The organism is Mesorhizobium sp. B2-1-3A, assembly GCF_006442655.1.
Lineage (GTDB): Bacteria > Pseudomonadota > Alphaproteobacteria > Rhizobiales > Rhizobiaceae > Mesorhizobium.
On sequence record NZ_VFWK01000006.1, the window covers coordinates 105,762 to 126,682 of the forward strand.

18 protein-coding genes and 1 pseudogene are annotated in these 20,921 nt (G+C 59.4%); 16 read left to right on the forward strand and 3 right to left on the reverse strand.

Features of this window, described 5'->3' with window-relative positions; all coding sequences use genetic code 11:
• Position 1: 1 nt before the first annotated feature.
• On the reverse strand, positions 2-1,018 hold the full coding sequence (locus FJ977_RS25035; protein WP_140774854.1) for a Zn-dependent oxidoreductase: 1,017 nt from the start codon (positions 1,016-1,018) through the stop codon (positions 2-4).
• A gap of 81 nt (positions 1,019-1,099) precedes the next feature.
• Between FJ977_RS25035 and FJ977_RS36435 the strand changes: the two are divergent.
• The 16 genes and pseudogenes from FJ977_RS36435 to FJ977_RS25115 form a co-directional block, all read left to right on the forward strand.
• Positions 1,100-1,360, forward strand: a pseudogene (locus FJ977_RS36435) (type VI secretion protein); the annotation flags it as partial.
• 131 nt (positions 1,361-1,491) lie between these two features.
• Positions 1,492-2,598, forward strand: a complete 1,107-nt coding sequence (locus FJ977_RS25045) for a sugar ABC transporter substrate-binding protein (protein ID WP_181180058.1) — start codon at positions 1,492-1,494, stop codon at positions 2,596-2,598.
• A complete protein-coding gene (locus FJ977_RS25050) occupies positions 2,586-3,383 on the forward strand; it encodes an ATP-binding cassette domain-containing protein (RefSeq protein WP_246683328.1) in 798 nt (265 codons plus the stop codon). The genes FJ977_RS25045 and FJ977_RS25050 overlap by 13 nt, the downstream gene beginning before the upstream one ends.
• An 8-nt stretch (positions 3,384-3,391) precedes the next feature.
• Positions 3,392-4,612 carry an inner-membrane translocator gene (locus FJ977_RS25055; RefSeq protein WP_140774856.1) on the forward strand — a complete coding sequence of 407 codons (1,221 nt, stop codon included), beginning with the start codon at positions 3,392-3,394 and terminating at the stop codon, positions 4,610-4,612.
• Positions 4,613-4,682: 70 nt separating this feature from the next.
• Positions 4,683-6,833, forward strand: a complete 2,151-nt coding sequence (locus FJ977_RS25060; RefSeq protein WP_140774857.1) for a N,N-dimethylformamidase beta subunit family domain-containing protein — start codon at positions 4,683-4,685, stop codon at positions 6,831-6,833.
• A gap of 144 nt (positions 6,834-6,977) precedes the next feature.
• Entirely contained in the window at positions 6,978-7,889 is a 912-nt protein-coding gene (locus tag FJ977_RS25065) for a dihydrodipicolinate synthase family protein (RefSeq protein ID WP_140774858.1), read from the forward strand.
• Positions 7,890-8,001: 112 nt separating this feature from the next.
• Positions 8,002-9,648, forward strand: a complete 1,647-nt coding sequence (locus FJ977_RS25070) for a choline dehydrogenase (RefSeq protein ID WP_140774859.1) — start codon at positions 8,002-8,004, stop codon at positions 9,646-9,648.
• 137 nt (positions 9,649-9,785) lie between these two features.
• Positions 9,786-10,934: a PotD/PotF family extracellular solute-binding protein gene (locus FJ977_RS25075; protein ID WP_140774860.1), complete on the forward strand. Its 1,149-nt coding sequence runs from the start codon at positions 9,786-9,788 to the stop codon at positions 10,932-10,934.
• A gap of 43 nt (positions 10,935-10,977) precedes the next feature.
• Positions 10,978-11,886, forward strand: a complete 909-nt coding sequence (locus FJ977_RS25080; protein WP_244735240.1) for an ABC transporter permease — start codon at positions 10,978-10,980, stop codon at positions 11,884-11,886.
• Positions 11,886-12,674, forward strand: a complete 789-nt coding sequence (locus FJ977_RS25085; protein WP_140774861.1) for an ABC transporter permease — start codon at positions 11,886-11,888, stop codon at positions 12,672-12,674. Before FJ977_RS25080 ends, FJ977_RS25085 begins: the two co-directional genes overlap by 1 nt.
• A gap of 8 nt (positions 12,675-12,682) precedes the next feature.
• Positions 12,683-13,795, forward strand: a complete 1,113-nt coding sequence (locus tag FJ977_RS25090) for an ABC transporter ATP-binding protein (protein WP_140774862.1) — start codon at positions 12,683-12,685, stop codon at positions 13,793-13,795.
• 94 nt (positions 13,796-13,889) lie between these two features.
• Entirely contained in the window at positions 13,890-14,573 is a 684-nt protein-coding gene (locus FJ977_RS25095) for a GntR family transcriptional regulator (RefSeq protein WP_140774863.1), read from the forward strand.
• 95 nt (positions 14,574-14,668) lie between these two features.
• Positions 14,669-15,697, forward strand: a complete 1,029-nt coding sequence (locus FJ977_RS25100; RefSeq protein ID WP_140774864.1) for a proline racemase family protein — start codon at positions 14,669-14,671, stop codon at positions 15,695-15,697.
• A 78-nt stretch (positions 15,698-15,775) separates the two neighbouring features.
• Positions 15,776-16,351, forward strand: a complete 576-nt coding sequence (locus tag FJ977_RS25105) for a DUF1349 domain-containing protein (RefSeq protein WP_140774865.1) — start codon at positions 15,776-15,778, stop codon at positions 16,349-16,351.
• 59 nt (positions 16,352-16,410) lie between these two features.
• Positions 16,411-17,874 (forward strand): aldehyde dehydrogenase family protein, encoded by a 1,464-nt coding sequence (locus tag FJ977_RS25110; RefSeq protein WP_140774866.1) that lies wholly within the window; start codon positions 16,411-16,413, stop codon positions 17,872-17,874.
• Between the two features lie 28 nt (positions 17,875-17,902).
• The gene (locus FJ977_RS25115) at positions 17,903-18,922 is read left to right on the forward strand and encodes a Gfo/Idh/MocA family oxidoreductase (protein ID WP_140774867.1); all 1,020 of its coding nucleotides are present in this window, start codon (positions 17,903-17,905) and stop codon (positions 18,920-18,922) included.
• A gap of 56 nt (positions 18,923-18,978) precedes the next feature.
• On the opposite strand, the gene FJ977_RS25120 is transcribed toward FJ977_RS25115, so the two are convergent.
• Both FJ977_RS25120 and FJ977_RS25125 read right to left on the reverse strand, forming a co-directional pair.
• Complete coding sequence (locus tag FJ977_RS25120; RefSeq protein WP_140774868.1) at positions 18,979-19,191, reverse strand: DUF768 domain-containing protein; 213 nt, start codon at positions 19,189-19,191, stop codon at positions 18,979-18,981.
• Between the two features lie 94 nt (positions 19,192-19,285).
• A complete protein-coding gene (locus FJ977_RS25125) occupies positions 19,286-20,809 on the reverse strand; it encodes a calcium-binding protein (RefSeq protein WP_140774869.1) in 1,524 nt (507 codons plus the stop codon).
• Positions 20,810-20,921 lie beyond the last annotated feature (112 nt).

Consider the following 20,921-nt stretch of genomic DNA (forward strand, 5'->3'; position numbering starts at 1 on the left):
TCTAAGAAAAATCCAGCTGAACCTTGAGCGTTCGCTGCGGTTCCCGCTCGATCAGATCGAAGGCAGCGCGCGCTTCCGACGCGGCGAAAACCTGCGTGATCATGTCTTGCGGATCGAGCCGCTCGTCGGCTAGCCATTCGACGACGCGCGGCAACAGCCGGCGGTTCAGGCGGGAACCGACGATGGCCAGTTCCTTGCGCACCACTTCCTGCTGGCTGAGGTTGGACGGGGCATCCGAAAAGCCGAGCAGGCCGATGCGGCCTGCCGGACTGGCCAGGCGGCAAGCCTCGTCCAGAAGGGCGGGAATGCCGGCGCCGTCGATGACCAGCGTCGGGCCAAGGCCATCATTTTCAGTGCGCACCGCGGCCGGCACCGGATCGCGTACGGAGTGGATTACCCTGTCGGCCCCGAAGCGAAGCGCTCGCTCCAGGCGCGCTTCATCGATATCGGCCACGATGCAACGGGCACCCTTGAGCTTGGCGACCTGCAGCACGGTGACGCCGACCGTGCCGGCGCCATAGATCAGCACCGTGTCCTCGGGTCTACAGCCGGTGCGATCAAGCACATTGGCGGCGATGGAAAACGGCTCGGCCAGTGCCGCCAGCCCAAACGGCATGTTCGCCGGAATCGGTATGGCATTGGCAGCCGGCACTGCCACGAAGCCGCGAAAACCGCCATCGCGGTGAACGCCCATCACTTCGAGATTGGCACAGACATTGGAGCGGCCGACCCGGCAGGGATAGCAGTGGCCGCACGACACCACGGGATCGACCACCACGCGGTCTCCGGCCGCGATGCCGGTCACATCGCGGCCGAGCGCGGTTACGGTGCCCGCGAATTCATGGCCGATGATGCGCGGATAGACGGCGAACGGATTGGAGCCGTGCAAGATGTGAATGTCGGAGCCGCAGATGCCAGCCCGGCTGACATGCACGACGACCTCGCCAGGACCGGGCGCGGGCATCGCGCCCTGCCGAACTTCCAGCAACTGCGGGGTCCGGACAAGGATCTCAAGCATGGCAACTCCAACTGGTATACTAGTCGACAATTGCTCATAGCCAGCCGATCGTCAAGTTGGTCCGCGACGACAGGCGCCCTGATGTGGCGATCGAAGCGGAAAAGGCCGGGGATAATTGGACAAGCGGCCCTTCATCGCGCCGCCGCGAAGAAAGCCGGCGGTGGGTATCGCATTCAGGACGGATCGTATCGGGCAACCGCTCCCGGTTTGGTTACGGTCAGCGCGCCAGCATTCAGGCCAATCGCCCGATCGCCTCGCGATCGCGCGGCGCCGTCGTCAAGGCGCGTCGTCCGTTATTCCGCGGCGGCCACTCCGCTTGCGAAGCATCTCAGCTATCTGCGTCATGTCGCGCCTGCTCAAGGGCGAACAGCTTTTTTTGAGGCTCAGGCCCTCATACCCGTCACCATGCGGCTTGACAGCTTTCTTTTTTGTATCCAATATCCTTTATAAACATGAAAACCAAGGGGAATGGTATGAAACTCACCAGGAATGTTGCGCGCGGCCTGTTCGCATTGACGGTTGCCTTTTCGGGATTGGGCGCGATGGGGGCTCTCACGGCCCAAGCCGAGGAAGTCGCCTCAAAGATCGAGGGAACGGTATATTTCCTTACGCCCAATTCCCAAATCACGCGGTTTGAAGCCTATGACAAACCGGGGATGGATGAGGCACTGAAGAAATACGCTCCCAATCTCAAGCTTGTCGTTCTGAGCGCCGACAACGATCCGTCGAGGCAACTCGAGCAGGCCCAGGCGGCCGTGACCCAAGGCGCCAAGGCGATCATTCTGGCGCCGGCTGTGCCCAATCAAAGCCAGGGCATTGTGCAGGTGGCGCACGACGCCAGCATTCCGATCGTCGGGTATGCCTACAATTCCGACAACAGCGACATCGACTACTATGTCACCGTGCCGTTTGAGCCGATCGGCGAGGCGGCTGCCAATTTCGCGGTCAAGACGCTGGCCGATGCAAAGAAGCCGATCCGAATTGGCCTGATTACGGGCGACCCATCCTTCTTCTTTGACCGCGAGATCGTCAGCGGCACGGAGAAGGTCCTCGCCCCCCTGGTTCAAAAAGGCGAGGTCGAGATCGTCTGCAAGAGCGACAACCTGCAGCTCTCGGAGGAAAATGCCCGCGTCGCGACGGACGGTTGCCTGCAGCAGGCGGGTGGCGATATCGACGCGTTCCTTGTCCATAATGACAGTTCCGCGAACGGCACCATAGCCGCGCTGGCGGCACAGGATCTGCTTGGAAAGGTCAAGGTTTTCGGCGGCTATGACAGTCAGGCCGGGACGATCCAGCATCTTCTCGCCGGCAACATCGAGAACGATATGGTGCCGCCATATCGTGCGATGGCCGACAGCGCCGTCCGGCTGGTCGTCGCCCTTCTCGAAAAGAATGGCGAAGAAAAGAAGATGGTGAACGGGACCTACGATAACGGCATGAAGGCGGTTCCGGCGATCTTCAACGAGAACGTCTTCATCACCCGCGACAACGTGCAGGCGGAACTGATCGACAAGGGAATTCTGACACGCGAGGAAGTCTGCGCGGGTCCCGCCGTCAAGAGCGCCTTGTGCACCAAGTGACGGTGAGCGCGATGGGTTCCACAAACACGAACAGCCAGCCCGTTCTCGAACTCATAAATATCAGCAAGCACTTCGGCGGCGTCCACGCTCTCGAAAGCGTATCCTTGGCGGTTCGTCCTGGAGAGGTTGTCGCACTGGTTGGCGACAACGGCGCCGGAAAGTCGACCTTGGTCAAAACCATCGCCGGCATCAACATGCCCGATGCCGGGGAAATGCGGGTCAATGGCGCAAAAGTCAGGATCACCGCGCCACATGATGCAATGCGGCTGGGTATCCAGACCGTCTATCAGGATCTCGCCTTGTGCGACAATCTCGATACGGTCCAGAACCTGTTTCTGGGGCGTGAACTGCAGGGCGGGATCCTGACCGCTGGCCGTTTGCGTCGTGCCGACATGGAGAGCCGGGCGCGGAAGGTGTTGCGCGAACTGGGGGTCAGTACATTGCGCGACCTCACGGTGCCGGTAGGCAGCCTCTCGGGGGGCCAACGCCAGTCGGTCGCCATCTGCCGCTCGGTGCTCTGGGAACCGAAAGTTGTATTGCTCGACGAGCCGACGGCGGCGCTGGGGGTCGCCCAGCGCAAGGAGGTCATGGCGTTGATCATGCGACTTCGTCAGACCAATCATGGCGTCATCGTCATTTCGCACGACCTGGCCGATGTACAGGAGATGGCTGATACGGTTGTCGTCCTGCGGCTTGGTCGCAAAGTGGCTGAATTCAGCCGTGGAACGTTCTCGCGCGACGATCTGGTCTCGGCAATCACCGGTCTGTCCGCATCAGCCGCCTAGGAAAGTCCATGAACAATTCAAAAGGCCTGCGGATAAGCAAGGGGGCCAATTTGCAAAATGATCGTACACGCTCCCGGGATCTGCAGAGACGGATACTGAGTGGGATCAGCGGCAAGTATCGGTTTATCCCCGTCCTTATCGCGATCGCGCTCGTCTGGGCTTTCTTCTATGCGATGAACGACCGCTTCCTCTCACCGCGAAACCTGACGAACCTCGCCGTTCAGATCGTTGTGACGGCCATGCTGGCGCTGGGTCTCGTGCTCGTTCTCATCGTGAAGGAGATCGATCTTTCGGTGGCCGCACTTAGTGCGGTGGCATCCGGTGTCATGGGTTATCTGTTGGTCACGGTCGGCCTTCCGTCGTGGCTGTGCCTGTTGGCGGCAATTGTCACGGGATCGGCGGTCGGCTTGGTCCAGGGTCTGATCATCTCGAGATTCCGGGCGCCCGCTTTCATCGTTACCCTAGGCACCTCGCTTGCCATGCAGGGCGTGCTGCTGATGCTCTTGCCGAGGAGCGGGTCGATCCCGCTATCGGGGACCGATATCCAGTGGATCGCCAACAGCTTCTTGCCGCCGATGGCCGGCTACCTGCTTCTGGCCATCGGTATCGGCGTGGTTGCCGCGCTCCTTGTCCAGTCGTCAAACCACAAGAGGCGTCTCGGCATCCATCAATCAATCCCGAGCAATGTTTTGCTGCCAATCGCGGCTCTGAGCCTAGCCGGCGGTCTCGTCGTCGCCATTCTCAATCTCGATCGCGGCGTTCCAACGCCGGTGGCGATATTGATCGTTCTCCTCTCGATCATGGCCTATGTCACGACCCAGACGAAGTTCGGCACCTATCTCTACGCCATTGGCGGGAACGTGGAGGCCAGCCGGCGCGCCGCCATCAATGTCGGCCGGATCCGCATTTACACGTTCATCATCGCTGGCGCGCTGGCCGGCATTGCCGGCATCATCTCCGCGTCACGCACATTGGGGGTTTCCGCTCAATCCGGCAGCGGAACGCTCTTGCTCGAGGCGGTGGCCGCCGCAGTCATCGGCGGGGCCAGCCTTTTTGGCGGCCGTGGGTCCGTATGGGCAGCCCTCCTTGGGGCCTTGCTTATCGGCAGCATCACCAATGGGCTTTCGCTGCTCAGTGCCCCCACCGAGATCAAGTACCTGGTTCAGGGGTTGATACTGGTGCTTGCCGTCACCGCCGATGGGCTCCTGTCGCGGGATGCAAAATCATGAGCTTGCCGACGCAACTTGGTTCGGCGGCGGTGTTGACCGGGTGTGCAGCAGTGTATTTCGAGGAAACACGGTGAAAATTCTGGGGTATGCAAGTCATGTGAGCATCCAGCCGGGTGGTACGATCGATTTCAAGGTCAGTGCGGCCCAAGCGCCATATTCGGTCGAGTTTGTTCGGCTGCATGGCGTAGCCATCAATGGCGATGACCAATCAGTGAGAGAAGAAAGGATTGTCAACGCGGCGGCCGGTTTCTACGAGGGGCGGCTTCAGGACCTTGATCCGGGTTCGTACGCGATCGTGGTGCCAACGTTTTCCCCGGTGATCTCGACTTTTGGTTTCGAGGTCTGGGTCCAGCCAACTCTCAAGGATCGCGAGCGCCAGACAATCCTGGCTGTCGCCACCGACCGGACCACGGCTTCCTGGTCTCTCGTCATCGCGAGGGACCAGCTTGAATTGCGCGTCGGCTGGGGAGACGACGCCAAGGTTCTTTCCATGAACCTCGATGACCACGTGGGGAAGTGGATCCATATCAAGGGCGGGCGCAGCGATCGCGGCATTGCCCTTGAGTTTGCCGTCGATGGACTATGGCCATCGCAACGCTTTGGGCAAACGCGATTTCTCGCATTGCCGGATACGCCGGAGCCCGCCCGAGTCGATCGCATTCTCATCGGTTCAAACCTGGATGAGCGCGACCGCCCGGTGGACCGGTTCAACGGCCGGATCGACAATCCCTCCGTGTTGTCCGCACCCGGAGAGGGGGGAAGGCCGATCGCGTCATGGGACTTTGCGATGGGGATCGACACACTTATCGTCACCGATGTTTCAGGCAACGACCTGCATGGAACGCTTGTCAATCGGCCGGCACGCGGGGTTCGGGGGCATCTGTGGAAAGGAACGAAGGTCCGCTATCAGGAAAATCCATCCGAGTGGTCCGCCATCCATTTCCATGAGGATGATCTGAACGATGCACGATGGGAAACTGACTTCAGTGCCACGTTTCCCGAGGCGACGCCGAGCGGCATTTATGCCGCCAAGCTCACACAGGGCGACCAGGTCGAGCATCTGCCCTTCTACATCCAGCCGACCGAGCGATCCAAAAACAAGGTCCTGTTTCTGGCGCCCACGAACACCTATCTCGCCTATGCCAACGAGCATCTGGGATACGGTGAACGCGGCGAGGCTCACCAAAAGCGCATGCGCGACAAGATCCAGCTCAATGAGACGGATGTTTTCGTTCATACGCACCCCGAACTGGGGCTTTCGATTTACGATCGGCATGCGGATGGCAGCGGGGTCATGCACTCCTCGTGGAAGCGGCCTGTCGTCAATTTTTCGCCCAACTACATCACCTGGCTCAACGCCGCGCGCCGGCATTTCGCGGCGGACTTTTACATCACCGGCTGGCTGGAGAGATCCGGCGTCGGTTTCGACGTGGCGACGGACGAGGACCTGCATCGCATGGGCCTGGAACTGCTGGCCCGCTATGATGTCGTTGTCTCGGGATCTCACCCGGAATATCCGACATCGCTGGAGATGGATGCGCTGAAGGCCTATGCCGGACAGGGCGGGAGCCTCATGTATCTCGGCGGCAATGGCTGGTATTGGGTGACGAGCTATGACGGCGACGACACCATGACGCTGGAGTGCCGGCGCGGCTATTCGGGTGAGCGCAACTGGACGTCTCATCCGGCTGAGTTGATGCATACCACGACCGGAGAGATCGGAGGCCTCTATTCGCACCGAGGTCAAAGCAGCCGCCTGTTTTTCGGCGTCGCATCGGCCGGCGTCGGTTGGGGCACCGCTTCGGGCTATTCTCGCACGCAGGACTCGTACAGTCCCGACCTCGCCTTCATGTTCGAGGGCATCGGCGATGAGATGATCGGTGACTTTGGCTATGTCCTCGGGGGCGCCGCGGGCGACGAGTTGGACAGCGCTGACTTCGCCGCCGGGACGCCGGGCAATGCCCGCGTGATCCTGAGCTCGCGGCACAACGATACCTACTATCCGTTCCTCGAGTCCGTCACGCAGGTCGAGCCAAATGTCAGCGGACCGAACAACCCGAATGTCAGGTCCGATGTCGTCTTCATCGAAACCGGTGCTGGTGGCGGGATATTCTCCGTCGGGTCGATCTGTTGGGCCGGATCGCTTGCCTACGACAACTACGACAACAACGTCGCGACGCTGACGGGCAACGTGCTCCGTCACTTTCTGCGGGAGGCGTAGGCCACTCCATTCCGAAACGGAGTTGAGCTTTTCGTCCAGGGTTTTCGAATTGCCGGGAAGGTCAGGGCTAGACTCGAAATATTGGATATTGTAGATTGGATATAGTGATGGCGTAAGGTATGCCATCGAACGCAAGAGGAAAAAATGAACAACTGGACTGGGGTGTTTCCCGCCGTAACCACCAAGCTGAATCAGGACGGCTCGATCAATGTGCAGGCTAATCAGTCTGCCATTGACAGGCTGATCACCAACGGGGTTTCGGGCGTGATCGTTTTGCCGATGCTCGGCGAAAATGCCTGCCTCACTCCTTCCGAGAAGGAACTCGTCATCCGCAGCGCGCAGGAAGCGGCTGGCGGGCGGGTTCCAGTTCTGTCCGGACTTGCCGAGATCACCCAGGCCGACGCCAATTCTCGTGCCCGCGAATTCGAGAAACTTGGTGTGGAGGGCCTGATGGCGTTCCCCACCCTTGGGTACAAGTCCGATGCTCGAGAGACAGCCGAATGGTACAAGAGCCTTGCCAGGGCCAGTGGGCTACCGATCATGATATACAACAATCCGATCGCCTACGGTGTCGACGTTACCCCTCGGGTTTTGCAGGAACTGGCCGACTCGCCGACCATCGTAGCCGTCAAGGAAGAGACCGGCGATGTCCGTCGCGTGACCGACATGTATGTCGCGCTCGGCAATCGGTATCAGATTTTCTGTGGCGTCGACGATCAGGTCGTCGAGAGCGTCGCCCTCGGTGCGGTCGGCTGGGTGTCGGGCATGACAAATGTATGGCCCAAGGAATGCGTCACGCTGTTCAACCTTTGCAACCAGGGGCGCAAGGATGAGGCGCTGCAGCTTTACAGGTTGCTGACGCCGGCTTTCCATCTCGATACTCACGTGAAGCTCGTCCAGTACATCAAGCTCTCCGAGAGCCTGGTCTATGGCGCGCCCGAGTGGGTGCGTGGACCGCGCCTGCCGCTCGTTGGCGACGAGCGGGAATTCGTGACGCGTACAATCAAGGACGCGATCAAGCAGCTCGAAAACTACTCGCTGCCGCAGGCCGCATGATCTCTGGATCATCATCATGATCTTCGGATCGTCATATTGAGAAGAACCGGCGGACAGTGGCACTAGCTTGTCCGCCGGTTTATCGCCGAATTCTGAAGCCGGAGTGAGCCAGGTGCGTTCGAAGAAATACGATTATATTGTCGTGGGATCTGGAGCGGCCGGTTCCATTGTCGCCGCCCGGCTCGGCGAGGACCGTAATGTAAATGTTCTCGTCCTCGAGGCGGGGCCGCACGACAATTCAATCTATGTTCGCATGCCCGCCGCAATGTCCTATCCGCTGACTGACAAAAAGCGGACGTGGGAATTCGAAACGGGGCCCGAGGCGGCTCTCGATGGCCGCATGGTCACCCATCTTCGCGGCAAGATGCTTGGCGGCTCGGGATCCCTGAATGGCATGGTCTATGTGCGGGGAAATCCACGCGACTTCGACCGCTGGGCGGAAAATGGTCTGCCCAACTGGTCCTATGCCCACTGCCTTCCCTATTTCAAGAAACTGGAATCGTATGACAAGGGAGGCAATGAATACAGGGGCGGGCAGGGGCCAATACGGATCACGACGCTGAAGGCCGAGCTCGAGCCCTTCCGTGCGTTCCTGGAAGCCGGGCAACAGGCCGGGCACCCGTTGAGCGAAGACTACAACGCCTATCGCCAGGAAGGCGTCCACGCCTATCAGGCCAACATCGACAATGGCATCCGCGCGAGTGGGGGCAGAGCCTATCTTCGCCCAGCCATCAAGCGCGGCAATGTCGAGCTGCTTTTGAACGCCCTGGTTCACAAGGTCGATTTCAGTGGGCGGAAAGCTGTCGGTGTCACATTCGAGAAGGATGGCGTGGTTCAGTCAGTTGAAGCCGAGCGCGAGGTTATCCTGTGCGGTGGCGCCTTCAACTCGCCGCATGTGCTTCTCCTTTCCGGTGTTGGTCCCGCCGCGGAACTTGCCGCGTACGGCATCAAGGGCGTGGCTGACGTTCCCGGTGTGGGAAAAGGCTTGCAGGATCATGTCGCCGTATCCGTCAAGTACCGTGCCTCGCATCGAGGCGTGTCTCCGGCGGTCGACATGAACCTCATCAAGATGGCGTTCATCGGCGCACAATGGCTGTTCTTCAGAAAGGGCTTGGGCATTACCAATCTGTGGGAAGTAGGCTCCTTCTTCAAAAGCAGCGATTCCGTCGAGTATGCCAACATCCAGCACGAGTTCCTGCCGATGCTCGGCGAACTGATGCATGGAAAGGTCAACATCGAGGAAGGATTCCAATATCAGGTGTGCCTTGGCCGGCCGGAAAGCCGAGGAGCGGTGACGCTCAAATCGGCTGACCCGAGGCTGCACCCGTCAATCGTGTTGAACTATCTCCAGCAGCAGCAGGACAGGCGGAATCTGATCGACGGGGTTCGTCATACCGACGAGATCATCCAACAAAGGGGTTGGGATAGCATCCGCGGCGAAGCCATCGTCCCCGGCCTGCGCAAGAAATCCGACGAAGAGGTCTTCTCTTGGCTCAAGGAGAATATGGGGACGCAATACCATCCGTGCTCGAGTTGCCGGATGGGCAATGACGACATGGCTGTCGTTGATGACGAAGGTCGGGTCCATGGTGTCGAACGCCTCCGGGTGATCGACGCTTCGGTCATGCCGCGCATTCCCAACGGCAACCTCCACTGCCCGACAATGATGATCGCCGAGAAGATGGTCGATCGCGTGCGAGGTCGCCAGGCGCTGCCACCGCAAGTGGCGCACTACGCCGACGAGAAGCGCTTGGGCTGAAATCCACAGGAGGGCGATCGCCCGCGGAGCCGGACTGCCTGGCCCACGCCATGCTTCACAAATGATTTGACTGCGAATTTATTATATCCAATATCCATTATAAAAGAGTGAGTGAACCAACACGAAAGGGGAATGACATGGCGAAAGAACCGAAGACGTCTATGCTTGAAACAATCCAGCTCACCCGACGTACCGCGCTGCTCGGCCTGGCAGGGGCCGGCCTTGGAGTGTCGACCGGGCGACTGTTCGTAACGCCAGCCCGTGCGGCGGTTGGCGGCTCATTGCAGATCATGGCGTGGGAAGGCTACGACATGACGAATGAGCTGCGGGAGTGGCGGTCGACCAATGGTGTCACCGCGGAAACCTCCTCGATAGCGTCTCAGGACGATGTCCAGGCCAAATTCATTGCCGGCAATCCTCCTCCCATCGATCTTGCCGAATATAATCAGGCCTACAGCAAGCTTTATATCAAGGACATGAAGATCGTTTCGCCAATCGATATGTCCAAGATACCGAACTACAACGCGGACAATCTCTTTGACGTATTCTTTGACAAGCCGACATGGTTCTCGGACGGCAAGCATTGGGGGTCGCCCTACATATGGGGCTTCAACACCCTCCTCTATAACTCCGACATGATCAAAAAACCCGCGTCCTACAAGGATCTGCTGGACCCGAGCCTGAAAGGGAAGATCGCGATAATGGACGATGCGACGGGCAACTGGCCGTTGATCGCCCGCCTGGTCGGCCTGGGAGACAAGTATCCTCTGCTGACCCGCGAGGAGTTAGCTAAGGCGTTCGAGAACTACGTCCTGTATCGAAACCAGGCACGCCTGATCTCGATCAATCAGGGCGATGTTGCGAATTTCGTGGCGTCGAAGGAAGTCGCGGCGGTTCTTGTGGCGGATCCGTCAATCATCACGCAGGTGCGCGCGCAAGGCGTGCCGCTCGAAATGGCGATCCCCGAGGAAGGCCCGGTGCTATGGGTCGACGCTTGGTTCATTCCCATATCGGCCGACAACATCGATACCGCGCACGCGTTCATCAACCAGTCTCTCGATCCTCAGATCCAGGCCAAGGTCGCGACGGCGGTCGTACAGGCGCCGGTCTCGAAGAAGGCCGTCGAGCTTCTGGATGCCGACGCCCGCAAGCGGATCGACTATTCGAAGATCAACGAAATATTCGCGTCTGGCTTGCCGGGTATTCCCCCCGTCGACGATGATGGCGAGCACGCGACCTATGCGGACTGGGTCCAGGCCTGGCAGGAATTCAAGGCAGGCTTGTAATCCACCGTAACCAGTCGTCGGGGCCGGTCGGCGAGACCGGCTCTTGCGCTTTCTCGTCAAAGGAATTGCGATGACTCCATCACAAAGAACCGGAGGCGTTCTGGCCGCGCCGGCGGCAATCTACATGCTGTTGTTCTTCGTGGTGCCCGCTATATTGCTGTTCTCCTATAGTTTCTGGATGTCATCCGGCTTCCGCATCGTTCCAGACTTTGTGCTGACCAATTACATATCGGCGCTACGATCGCCGCTCTTCCTGCGAGTGACCTACAACGCAATCGTAATCGGTCTGGTCACCGCGTCCGTAACGCTCTGTCTATCGATCCCTGTTGGATATTACCTGACCTACGTCGCCAGATCGAAGATCATCTTCTATCTCGTTCTCGTCACGTGGTTCTCCAGCTACCTCGTCAGAATCTACGCCTGGCGCACATTGCTTGGCACCAATGGCCTGCTCAACGCGGTGTTGCTTCAACTCGGGATCGTCGACACACCGGTCCAAGCGTTCCTGTTCAGCCCATTTGCGGTCGCGATAACGCTGACCCACATCTATCTGCCATTCGCGATTCTGATGGTCGTTTCGGCGATGAGCGAGATCAAGGCGGAACTTATCGAGGCATCGCGGGATCTCGGCACATCGGCTTTGGGGGCCTTCTTCCGGGTTGTCGCTCCCAACGCCGCGCAAGGCCTTATCGGCGCCTTCATGCTGACATTCATCCTTGTGGCAGGTGATTACGTCACGCCGCAGATGGTGGGCGGATCCTCGGGCCAAACGACCGGCCTTCTTATCGCGGATCAATTCCGAAAGACCGGCAATTGGCCGCTCGGGGCCGCCCAGGCCTTTCTCATGTTCCTTGTATCGCTGGTCATCTATGCACTCGTGCTTGCCCTGGGCCGCCTCACGGGACTCATTCCGGCCAAGCGTAAGACCAAACCTGCCAATGAGGTTGCGTGATGTTGCTGAAGGCGGTCGTCTACGCGACCTTGGCATATCTCCTGATTCCGCTCGTCGTAATCGTCTTGTTCAGCTTCAATGCGGAGCAATCGTTTTCCTTTCCCATCAACGGTTACAGTCTGAGATGGTACGCGCTGATCTTCGAGGATCCGCAGCTTGGCCAGGCTCTTGTCAAAAGCCTGATGATCGCCACGGCAACAGCCATCGTCACCCTTGTCCTTGGCACGGCCGCGTCCCTTGCCTGGCTGCGGCTAGGCAGGATTGGCCGAAGCGTTCTCGAAATCCTGTGCATCACCCCGATCGCCCTGCCTGGTCTCTTCCTGGGTGTCTCTTTGCTCGTCTTGGCCGCGCAACTGGGCGTCCGTCTTTCGACGGTCACGATCGTCGTTTCCCACGTCGTTCTATCCGTGCCGATGCTCATGATCGCCATGCGGGCCCGGCTTGCGCTGTTCGATCGAACACTCGAAGAGGCCTCCCGTGACCTTGGCGCCTCGCAGATCGGGACATTCAGGAGGGTAACGCTTCCGCTGATCGCGCCGACCTTGATCTCCTGTGCGATCCTGAGCTTTGCCCTGTCGTTTGACGAGTTCGTCGTCACGTCATTTGTTGCCGGCACCGAAACCACCTTGCCCATGTACATCTGGTCGATGATGCGCCGCACGGTCACGCCACTGATCAACTCGGTCTCGACGCTCGCCCTTTTGTTCTCGATCGCCGTCATGGCGATCGGCTTCCTCGTCGGGCGGTTCAAGCGAGCATCGGCCCTGTCAGAACGCGCGTCCTCTTGAGGCTACAAATGAACACTGGAATTTCAACAGAAGCACCGTTGATTGAACTGTCGAACGGTCAAAAACAGTTCGGCCTCTTTCAGGCCCTGACCGACATCAATCTCACGATAAACGAGGGGGAGATCGTGACCTTGCTCGGCCCGAGCGGCTGCGGCAAAACCACCTTGATGCGCATCATCGCCGGCTTCGAGGCCCTCACATCCGGCACTCTGAAGATCGACGGCAAGGACGTCGCTGCGTTGCCCCCGGAAAAGCGGCCGGTGAACATGGTCTTCCAGCGCTACGCGCTGTTCCCTCATCTGGACGTCTTCGACAATGTCGCATACGGCCTCAAGGTCAAAGGTGTCGAGAAGGACGAACGCCGCAAAAGAGTCCAGGCGATGCTCAGGACCGTGCAGATGGAAAGCCTTTCGCATCGTTTCATCGGCGAGCTCAGCGGTGGCCAATGCCAGCGGGTGGCGCTGGCCCGAGCCCTGGTGAATGGCCCCCGGGTTCTGCTGCTCGACGAGCCTTTGGCCGCGCTCGACCTCAAGATTCGCCAACATATGCTCGGAGAAATGAAACGAATCCAATTGGAGACCGGCGCAACGTTCGTTTATGTCACGCACGATCAGGATGAAGCGATGATCCTTTCGGACCGGGTTGTGCTGATCGATCACGGCCGGATCGTTCAGGTCGACAGACCTCAGGACATGTACTTTCGCCCAAGATCCCTGTTTGCGGCAAAATTTCTTGGCGAAACAAATCTGTTCGAGGGAAAACTGACTGGGTCTGGCATCGGGCGGCTTTCGCTGGAAACCAGGGACGGACCGTTTGATGTGGTTTCGAACGATGTCCCGGTGTCTGAGAATGACGCCGCCGTAATGTCCGTCCGGCCGGAAGCGATGTCCTTCCGGCAATCCGATGCGCAGCTTGACTATGCGATGGACGCCGAAGTTGCCGACGTGATCTTTTCAGGCAGTCGCTCTTTCTTCCATCTGGTCAGCCGGGCCGGCCAGAAATTCCGGGTTCAGGTTCAAAACATGCCTGGTGCGGCCCTTCCGGCGGCGGGCGACAAGGTCCATGTCTCGTGGCGTAAGGACAGTGCGACCGTTCTGCCGCTTGCCCGGACGTCATCCTGACATCCATTTGGACGTGCAGTACGGAGCGCTGCACTAGCGTTACAATTCTATATCCTATATTCAATATGCTTGGAATTTTCCTGATAGGTCATAAATGGATCCGTCTGTCGCCATCAAGCGCCGAACCGTCACGTCTTCGGTCGTTGACCTGATCCGCGACAGGATCATATCCGGGTTCTACAAAGGCGGTCAGCAAATCAGGCAGGAAGCGATCGCCGAAGAAGCCGGGGTCAGCCGCATCCCGATCCGCGAAGCTCTTCTTCAACTCGAAGCGGAGGGACTTGTCGTCATTCACACCCATAAGGGCGCGGTTGTCGCGTCGCTGACCGTGGATGATGCGATCGATATCTTCGAAGCACGCCTCGCGCTTGAGCCGTTCATCCTGAAGAAGGCGATCGAACGGGCAACTGAGGTTGACGTCGAGCATGTGCGACGCGCCCTGGATGACTATACCAAGGGGGTGGAGGCAAAGGAATCGCCGGCGAAGCTCAGTGAACTCAACTGGTCGTTTCACAAGGCGATGTCCCGTTCCGCAAGGCGGCCGCGGTCTCTCGCTCTTTTGTCATCGCTTTACAATTCCGCCGACAGATATCTCCGTCTGCAGATCGATGCCCGATCGGCGCAGACCAAAGCGCTGGAAGACCACAAGGCGCTGGCGGTTGCATTCGCCGAAGGCAATCAGACCCTGGCGCAGAAGCTTCTCAGGAAGCACATCGAGGACGCTCGTGACGACGTGATGGCGGGCCTGCAGGCGCTGCCGGATTTCGAAAACTCCTGATCGTTGGTTTGTAATTTTTGCGCGAAGCCGCCATTGGCTATTGCTTGCTCTCAATAAATATTGGATATTGGATATAGAAGCCACTGGAGTCGAGCATGCAGTTGGATCGCGTTATAACTGTCGTTGGCGCACACGCCGAAGGTGAGGTCGGCCGGGTCATCACGGGTGGCATTCTCCCCCCGCGCGGGGCGACGATGTTCGAAAGGATGGAGAATCTGGAGCGCGACAGCTCATGGCTCAGGAACATGCTGCTGTTCGATCCGAGGGGCAGCGTGAATGCCGCCGTCAACCTCATCACGCCGCCAATCCATCCTGATGCCGACATCGGCATGATCGTCATGGAGTCCGATTACTTCGTGCCGATGTCGGGCTCGAATCTGATCTGCACGGTGACCGTCGCGCTCGAGGCCGGAATGATTCCCATGAAGGAACCTCAGACGATCGTGCGGGTCGACACGCCCGCGGGGTTGGTGGACGTGATCGCCGAATGCCGGGCAGGCAAGTGCCGGAGCATTACCTTTCGCAATATCCCCTCCTTCGTCATGCATCGCGACAGCATGATCGAAGTTCCGGGACTTGGTTCGCTGCGGGTCGATGTCGCGTATGGCGGCATGATCTACTGCATCGTGAATTCGGCGGATCTGGACCTGACGCTCGCGCGCGGCGAGGCCAGGCAGCTTGTCGAGATCGGCGAGCGGATCAAGGCGGCGGCGGCCATCCAGCTGCCGTCGATCCATCCCGAAAATCCGCTCATCCATACGATCAATCAGACCGAATTTGCTGGCCCGATGGAGGTCATCAACGGCGTCAAGACATCCAAGAACGCGGTCGTCGTGTCGCCCGGGCGGCTCGATCGCTGCCCATGCGGGACAGGCACCTCGGCGCGCATGGCGCTTCTTCATGCGCGTGGCGATCTCGCTGTCGGTGAGAAATTCAGGCACCTGTCCATTCTCGACACGGTTTTCGACTGCGAGATCATCGCAGAAACCAGGGCAGGTGATGTGCCGGCGGTCATTCCGCAGGTCTCTGGTCGCGCCTGGTTGACGGGTGTGAGCCATTACGGCGTGGATCCCGAGGATCCGTTCCCTGAAGGCTACCGCCTATCCGACACCTGGTTCAATTGATCGACAGGCACCCTTGTGGCCCAGGCATTGGCTGAGTGTCTCGGCGCCACAGGCGCAAACGAATGGGAAGGTGGGAAGATGGCGGAAGAACAGTTGAAATGGCTCAACGAGCCACCGCGATACACAAACGACGGCGGTCTCCTTCGTGTCACCACAGGCCACGAAACCGACTTCTGGAGGGAAACCTTTTACGGTTTCTGGCGCGACAACGGCCATTTTCTGTATCGCAGCGTCACCGGGGATTTCACCGCCGAGGTGACGATCAAGGGTGAATATGAAGCCCTCTACGATCAGGCCGGCCTGATGATGCGGCTCGGCGAAACACATTGGGTGAAAGCCGGAATCGAGTTTACCGACGGGCGGATGTACTTTTCCGTCGTTATCACAAACGATGTCTCGGACTGGTCCCTGGTTGCCATTCCGACGGATCCGGCGGGCGTGAGGATCCGCCTCACCCGGCATCGCGAAGCGGTTCGCGTTCAGTATCTGGATTCCGCCGACAACAGCTGGAAGCCGGTAAGGCTCGGCTATTTCCCGCCATCCGACCGGGTGGACGTCGGCATGATGTGCTGCTCTCCGCAACGTGCGGGGTTCGAGGTGGCTTTCGCTGACTTCGTGGTCGGGCCACCGATCTCCAAAGAGCTGCATGACTGACCTGAAGCCGCGGGATGCGAAGCGTCTCCTGCCTTGCCGATCTTCGTCGGGATTCTGAAATGACCAAACGTGAATACGGCATCTGGATCAATGGGGCTGCCGAGTTGCCCGCGGGAAGCGCTCTCTTCGAGAGAAATTCGCCTTCCACAGGCCAAAGCGTCGCCAGAGTTCATCTCGCCGGGACAACAGAACTCGACCGTGCGGTCGTTCTCGCCAAGGAGACGTTCAGGAAAGGCGGATGGAAGGGGCTTGCGGCAAGCGAGCGCGGGAAGATCCTGCTGCGTTGGGCCGATCTCATCCTTGAGAATCTCGTAACGCTCAGCCGCATCGAGGCTGATGAAGCAGGGAAGACGATCGCTGCCGCCAAGGGCGAGATCGAGTGGTCGGTGGAGTTGCTGCGCTATGCCGCGTCGCTCGCCTGGAGCATTCCCGGCCGTGTCGTCAATCACGAGGGTGCCGAGAAACTGGGCCTTGTGACTTACGAGCCACTTCCCGTCATCGGCATGATTCTTCCCTGGAATTTTCCGACGGTGACCCTGTTTCAGAAGTTGCCCTACGCCCTCGTTGCGGGATGTTGCGTCGTGATCAAGCCTTCGGAGCTCACAGCGGGCACGGCGATCGAATATGCGCGATTGGCCAAGCAGGCTGGAATCCCCGACGGAGTCCTTGCGGTCCTGCCCGGCACGGGCGAGGTGGTTGGCCAGGGCATGTGCCTGCATCCGGACATCGACATGATCTCCTTCACGGGGTCCACCGCCGTTGGGCGCAAGATCGCCAGCCTTGCCGGCCAGTCGCTGAAGAAAGTGGCGCTTGAACTCGGCGGCAAGGGCGCCAACATCGTGTTCGCCGACGCGCATCTCGACGCGGCGGTCGCCGGTGCGCTCGCTGCCTTCACGATCAATCAGGGTGAGGAGTGTTGCGCCGGCGGAAGGCTGTTGGTCCAGGAAACTATTGCATCGGAGTTTGTCTCGAAGCTGGCCGAAAAGGCCAGGGCGCTGAAGCTTGGTACGCCTGACGACGTCGATGCCGATCTCGGCCCGATGATTCATGCGCAGCATCAGCGGAAGGTTCTCGATTACATCGAAAAGGCCGGGGAGGAAGGTGCAACGCTCGTGACAGGCGGAGGAGCGCCGACAAGCCCGGGACTGCGCGACGGCTATTTCGTCGAACCGACCATATTCACCGGCGTCCAGCCGCACATGACGATCTTCAGCGAGGAGATATTCGGACCGGTGCTTGGGGTCACCACTTTCAAGGATGTTTCCGAAGCAGTCGCGCTGGCCAACCTGACACATTACGGCCTGGCCAATGGCATCTGGACCTCTAACCTCGACACCGCAATGGCTGTCTCCAGTGCCCTTGAAAGCGGGTTTGTCTACGTCAACACCTATCTTGAGACGGTTCCCCAACTGCCATTCGGCGGCAGCAAGTCCAGCGGGCTCGGCAGGGAAAACGGTCCTGACGGGTTACTGGAATTCATGCAGGCGAAGTCCACATTCGTTCGCCTGCGCCCGAGCGTGTGATCCATCAGATGCAAGAGAGAGCAAGACGATGAAGCCGGTCCGTTTCGGGATTGTGTCGACAGCGAAGATCGCCCGTGACTGGGTGATACCGGCGATGAAAGCCGTACCGGAGTGTGAAGTGGTAGCCATCTCCTCACGCGACGGATCTCGTGCGGCCCGCGTCGCCTCGGAATTCGGTATTTCGAAACACTATACGTCTTTTACCGACTTGCTGAACGACGACGAGGTCGAGGCAATCTATATCCCGACGCCGAACAATCGGCACGTCGAAGATGCAATTGCCGCGGCGAGGGCCGGCAAGCACGTCCTGTGCGAGAAACCACTTGCCTTGGATGCGGCGGACGCCCTGCGCCTGGCCGAGGTTCAACTGCAGACGGGTGTGCAGATATCGGAGGCCTTCATGGTCCGATATCATCCACGATGGCTCGCCGCGCGTGAAATCATCCGCAGTGGCAGGCTCGGACGCGTCACCCAGATCCACGCTACCTACAGTGTGATCAACGACAATCCGCAGGACATCAGGTTCCAGCCGGAACTCGGCGGAGGTGCCTTGGGAGACGTTGGCGTCTATCCGATAACGGCAGCCCGCTTCCTCTTCGAGGCTGAGCCGATCGCCGCGACCGCGACATTCGAAAAGCTCGCGCCCGATGGTGTCGATATTGCTGTCGCCGGCCTGCTCGAATTTCCCGACAACCGCAATCTTCTGTTCAGCGGCGCCCTGCTGCAGGCATGGGCACACTGGATCATGGTTATCGGTACGGACGGCTGGATGGAAATCCCGGTCGCCGTCTGGCCCTCGGCAAAGCAAGAGACGATCATCAAGCTGCGCAAGCGTGACGATATTTATGACCGGGATGTCGAAGTCATCGGCTTTGCGCCGGCAAACCAATATGAAGAAGAGGTCCGCGAGTTTGCGCGCGCCATAAGGGGTCAGATCGAGCAGTCCTGGCCAATCAGCGACGCGGTGGCGGGAATGCATGTACTCGATGCCATCAGGCGGTCTGCCGCGGAGAAGGCGCGTGTCCTGGTCCAAAGGGATCGAGGATAACCCCCTATACAGGTCCCACACACCGATGCCGGCTGCCGATGCAGCCGGATGAGCAATCACTCGGTGTCACGGTGATCGAGGACTTCAAGCATGGTGGTCAGCATGCTTCCGACTTCTTCCGAGATTTCCTCAGGCCGAATCCCCGCCTTGATGGCGTCCGCGGTCGCCTGTTCGGCGAGCTTCGCCGCGAGGGCCGGATCGGCCGTCGAATAAGGTGGAACATTTTCCTCCACCCATTTGTGCAGGAATTCGATGCCGCGAGCGCTCATGACGAACAAAAGCTCATTGGAGCGATTTCGTTCCGCCGAGGTGCATTCAAGAAAACGTCAGACCCTTTTGATCAGGGTCTGACGTCCCCAAGGCTCACGTTACGATGAACGAGGATGCCGTCAACGATAGGTGCGGAGAAAGGGTAGCGAACTGGATCTGATGTGCTCTGCCTGTGCCATCGCTGTCGAAAGAGAGCGCGCCGGTCGAGCTGTTGTAAATGATGTGGTCGTTGCTGTCGTGAGCACCCGCGCCGGCGAAGAAGGCCGAGGTGGGAAGGGCGCCCTTTTGAAGGCCGGCAAATATGGTGTGGTCGAGCTGGATCTTGTCCTGGTACACATTAAAGTCTGTGATCTTGTCGACATTGCTGGCCTTGAGGGCGGAATTGAAGACGAAGACGTCCTTGCCCCCATTTCCGGTCAGGACGTCTTGCCCGCCACCGCCATTGATGACGTTGTTGCCGGCATTGCCGTCTATGGTTTGGGAAAACTCGTTTCCGGTGAGGTTGATGGCGGTTGTGCCGGATCGGCTCGTGGTGGCGAGATGTTCGATCTCCGACCCGGCCGACAACGCATAACTCACCGATGCCAGCACGGTGTCGTTGCCGCCGCCCTTCAGTTCCACCACCTTGTCACCGACGTTGTTGACATAATAGGTGTCGTTGTAGCCACGACCGGCCATCGTGTCGGCGCCGGTGGTGCCGTGCATTACGTCCGCCCCGCCAGTGCCGTAGAAGACGTGATCGCTGCTCGAAGGCGTGCTGGTCGTCGGGGGCACGGGCGTGCCGGTCGTCGGGGGCACGGGCGTGGTGATGGGCGGCGGCGTCACGGTGGTGCCGCCGGATGAACTGCTGCCGCCGCTTGAAGATGTGCCGCCGTCGCTCTGGTTGTGCTGGAGGAAAAGAGCCTGCAGCGCCGGCGAGTTTCCAAGCGCCGTGTCACCCTGTTGGGAACCCCACGCATAGGCATAGTCGAAAGCGGGGGTCGGAACCAGCTTGGACCAGTGGTCCAGCATGGTCTGCTCCTGGGCGACGGAGGGAAGCACGTATTTGCCGCCCGTGTCGGTCGTGAAGCTGCCGCCCCCGAATGTCTGGTAAACCGGAACGATCTGGCTGACCGGGATGCCCGAGGCGACAGCCGCGGCCACGGTCCTGTCGATCATGTTGTAGTCGACCGTGCTTGTTCCGGTGCGCACCGGATAGGGATCCAGCCCGTAATAGTCGATATGCGTGTTGGCAGGATTGTAGGTGTTCGAAAAATCAGGGTTTGCGGAAGACCCCATGTTCATCATGGTTATGAAGGTCTTGGCGCCTGGAAAATGCGAATGGATCCAGTCGGATTCCGCCTTCAAATTCGCGGCGGTGGCGTAGGTTCCCCATTTGCCGGTTGGGTCCGGCTCATCGACGAGGAAGAAGCCAAACACCTTCGGATTGCCGATGAAGGGCGTGACTTTCTGGATAAAGGACGAGGTCGCCCCATTGGCTTCATCGAGCCAGACCAGGCCTTTCGTGCCGGCCGGCAGGGCGTTGAGTTCGTCCACGGATGAAACGTCGACAAGGTTGAATCCGGCGGTTGCGACCTGGGAGGCCGACCCACCCGAGGCATAGTGGAGGGTTGTCATGCAAATATCCTTCGTCCGATTCGGTAGGTGCCCCACGCCTGCCTAGTGGAAAGGATACTTTAGAGACAAATCAAATACCGGCGCCCCTTGATAGAATCGTTGATCATCGCAA

Bases quoted from the DNA above. Each gene is read 5' to 3' on its own strand.
- FJ977_RS25035 (WP_140774854.1), bottom strand. From the start codon at position 1,018: ATGCTTGAGATCCTTGTCCGGACCCCGCAGTTGCTGGAAGTTCGGCAG.
- FJ977_RS25045 (WP_181180058.1), top strand. From the start codon at position 1,492: ATGAAACTCACCAGGAATGTTGCGCGCGGCCTGTTCGCATTGACGGTT.
- FJ977_RS25055 (WP_140774856.1), top strand. From the start codon at position 3,392: ATGAACAATTCAAAAGGCCTGCGGATAAGCAAGGGGGCCAATTTGCAA.
- FJ977_RS25065 (WP_140774858.1), top strand. From the start codon at position 6,978: ATGAACAACTGGACTGGGGTGTTTCCCGCCGTAACCACCAAGCTGAAT.
- FJ977_RS25075 (WP_140774860.1), top strand. From the start codon at position 9,786: ATGGCGAAAGAACCGAAGACGTCTATGCTTGAAACAATCCAGCTCACC.
- FJ977_RS25085 (WP_140774861.1), top strand. From the start codon at position 11,886: ATGTTGCTGAAGGCGGTCGTCTACGCGACCTTGGCATATCTCCTGATT.
- FJ977_RS25090 (WP_140774862.1), top strand. From the start codon at position 12,683: ATGAACACTGGAATTTCAACAGAAGCACCGTTGATTGAACTGTCGAAC.
- FJ977_RS25095 (WP_140774863.1), top strand. From the start codon at position 13,890: ATGGATCCGTCTGTCGCCATCAAGCGCCGAACCGTCACGTCTTCGGTC.
- FJ977_RS25100 (WP_140774864.1), top strand. From the start codon at position 14,669: ATGCAGTTGGATCGCGTTATAACTGTCGTTGGCGCACACGCCGAAGGT.
- FJ977_RS25105 (WP_140774865.1), top strand. From the start codon at position 15,776: ATGGCGGAAGAACAGTTGAAATGGCTCAACGAGCCACCGCGATACACA.
- FJ977_RS25110 (WP_140774866.1), top strand. From the start codon at position 16,411: ATGACCAAACGTGAATACGGCATCTGGATCAATGGGGCTGCCGAGTTG.
- FJ977_RS25115 (WP_140774867.1), top strand. From the start codon at position 17,903: ATGAAGCCGGTCCGTTTCGGGATTGTGTCGACAGCGAAGATCGCCCGT.
- FJ977_RS25120 (WP_140774868.1), bottom strand. From the start codon at position 19,191: ATGAGCGCTCGCGGCATCGAATTCCTGCACAAATGGGTGGAGGAAAAT.
- FJ977_RS25125 (WP_140774869.1), bottom strand. From the start codon at position 20,809: ATGACAACCCTCCACTATGCCTCGGGTGGGTCGGCCTCCCAGGTCGCA.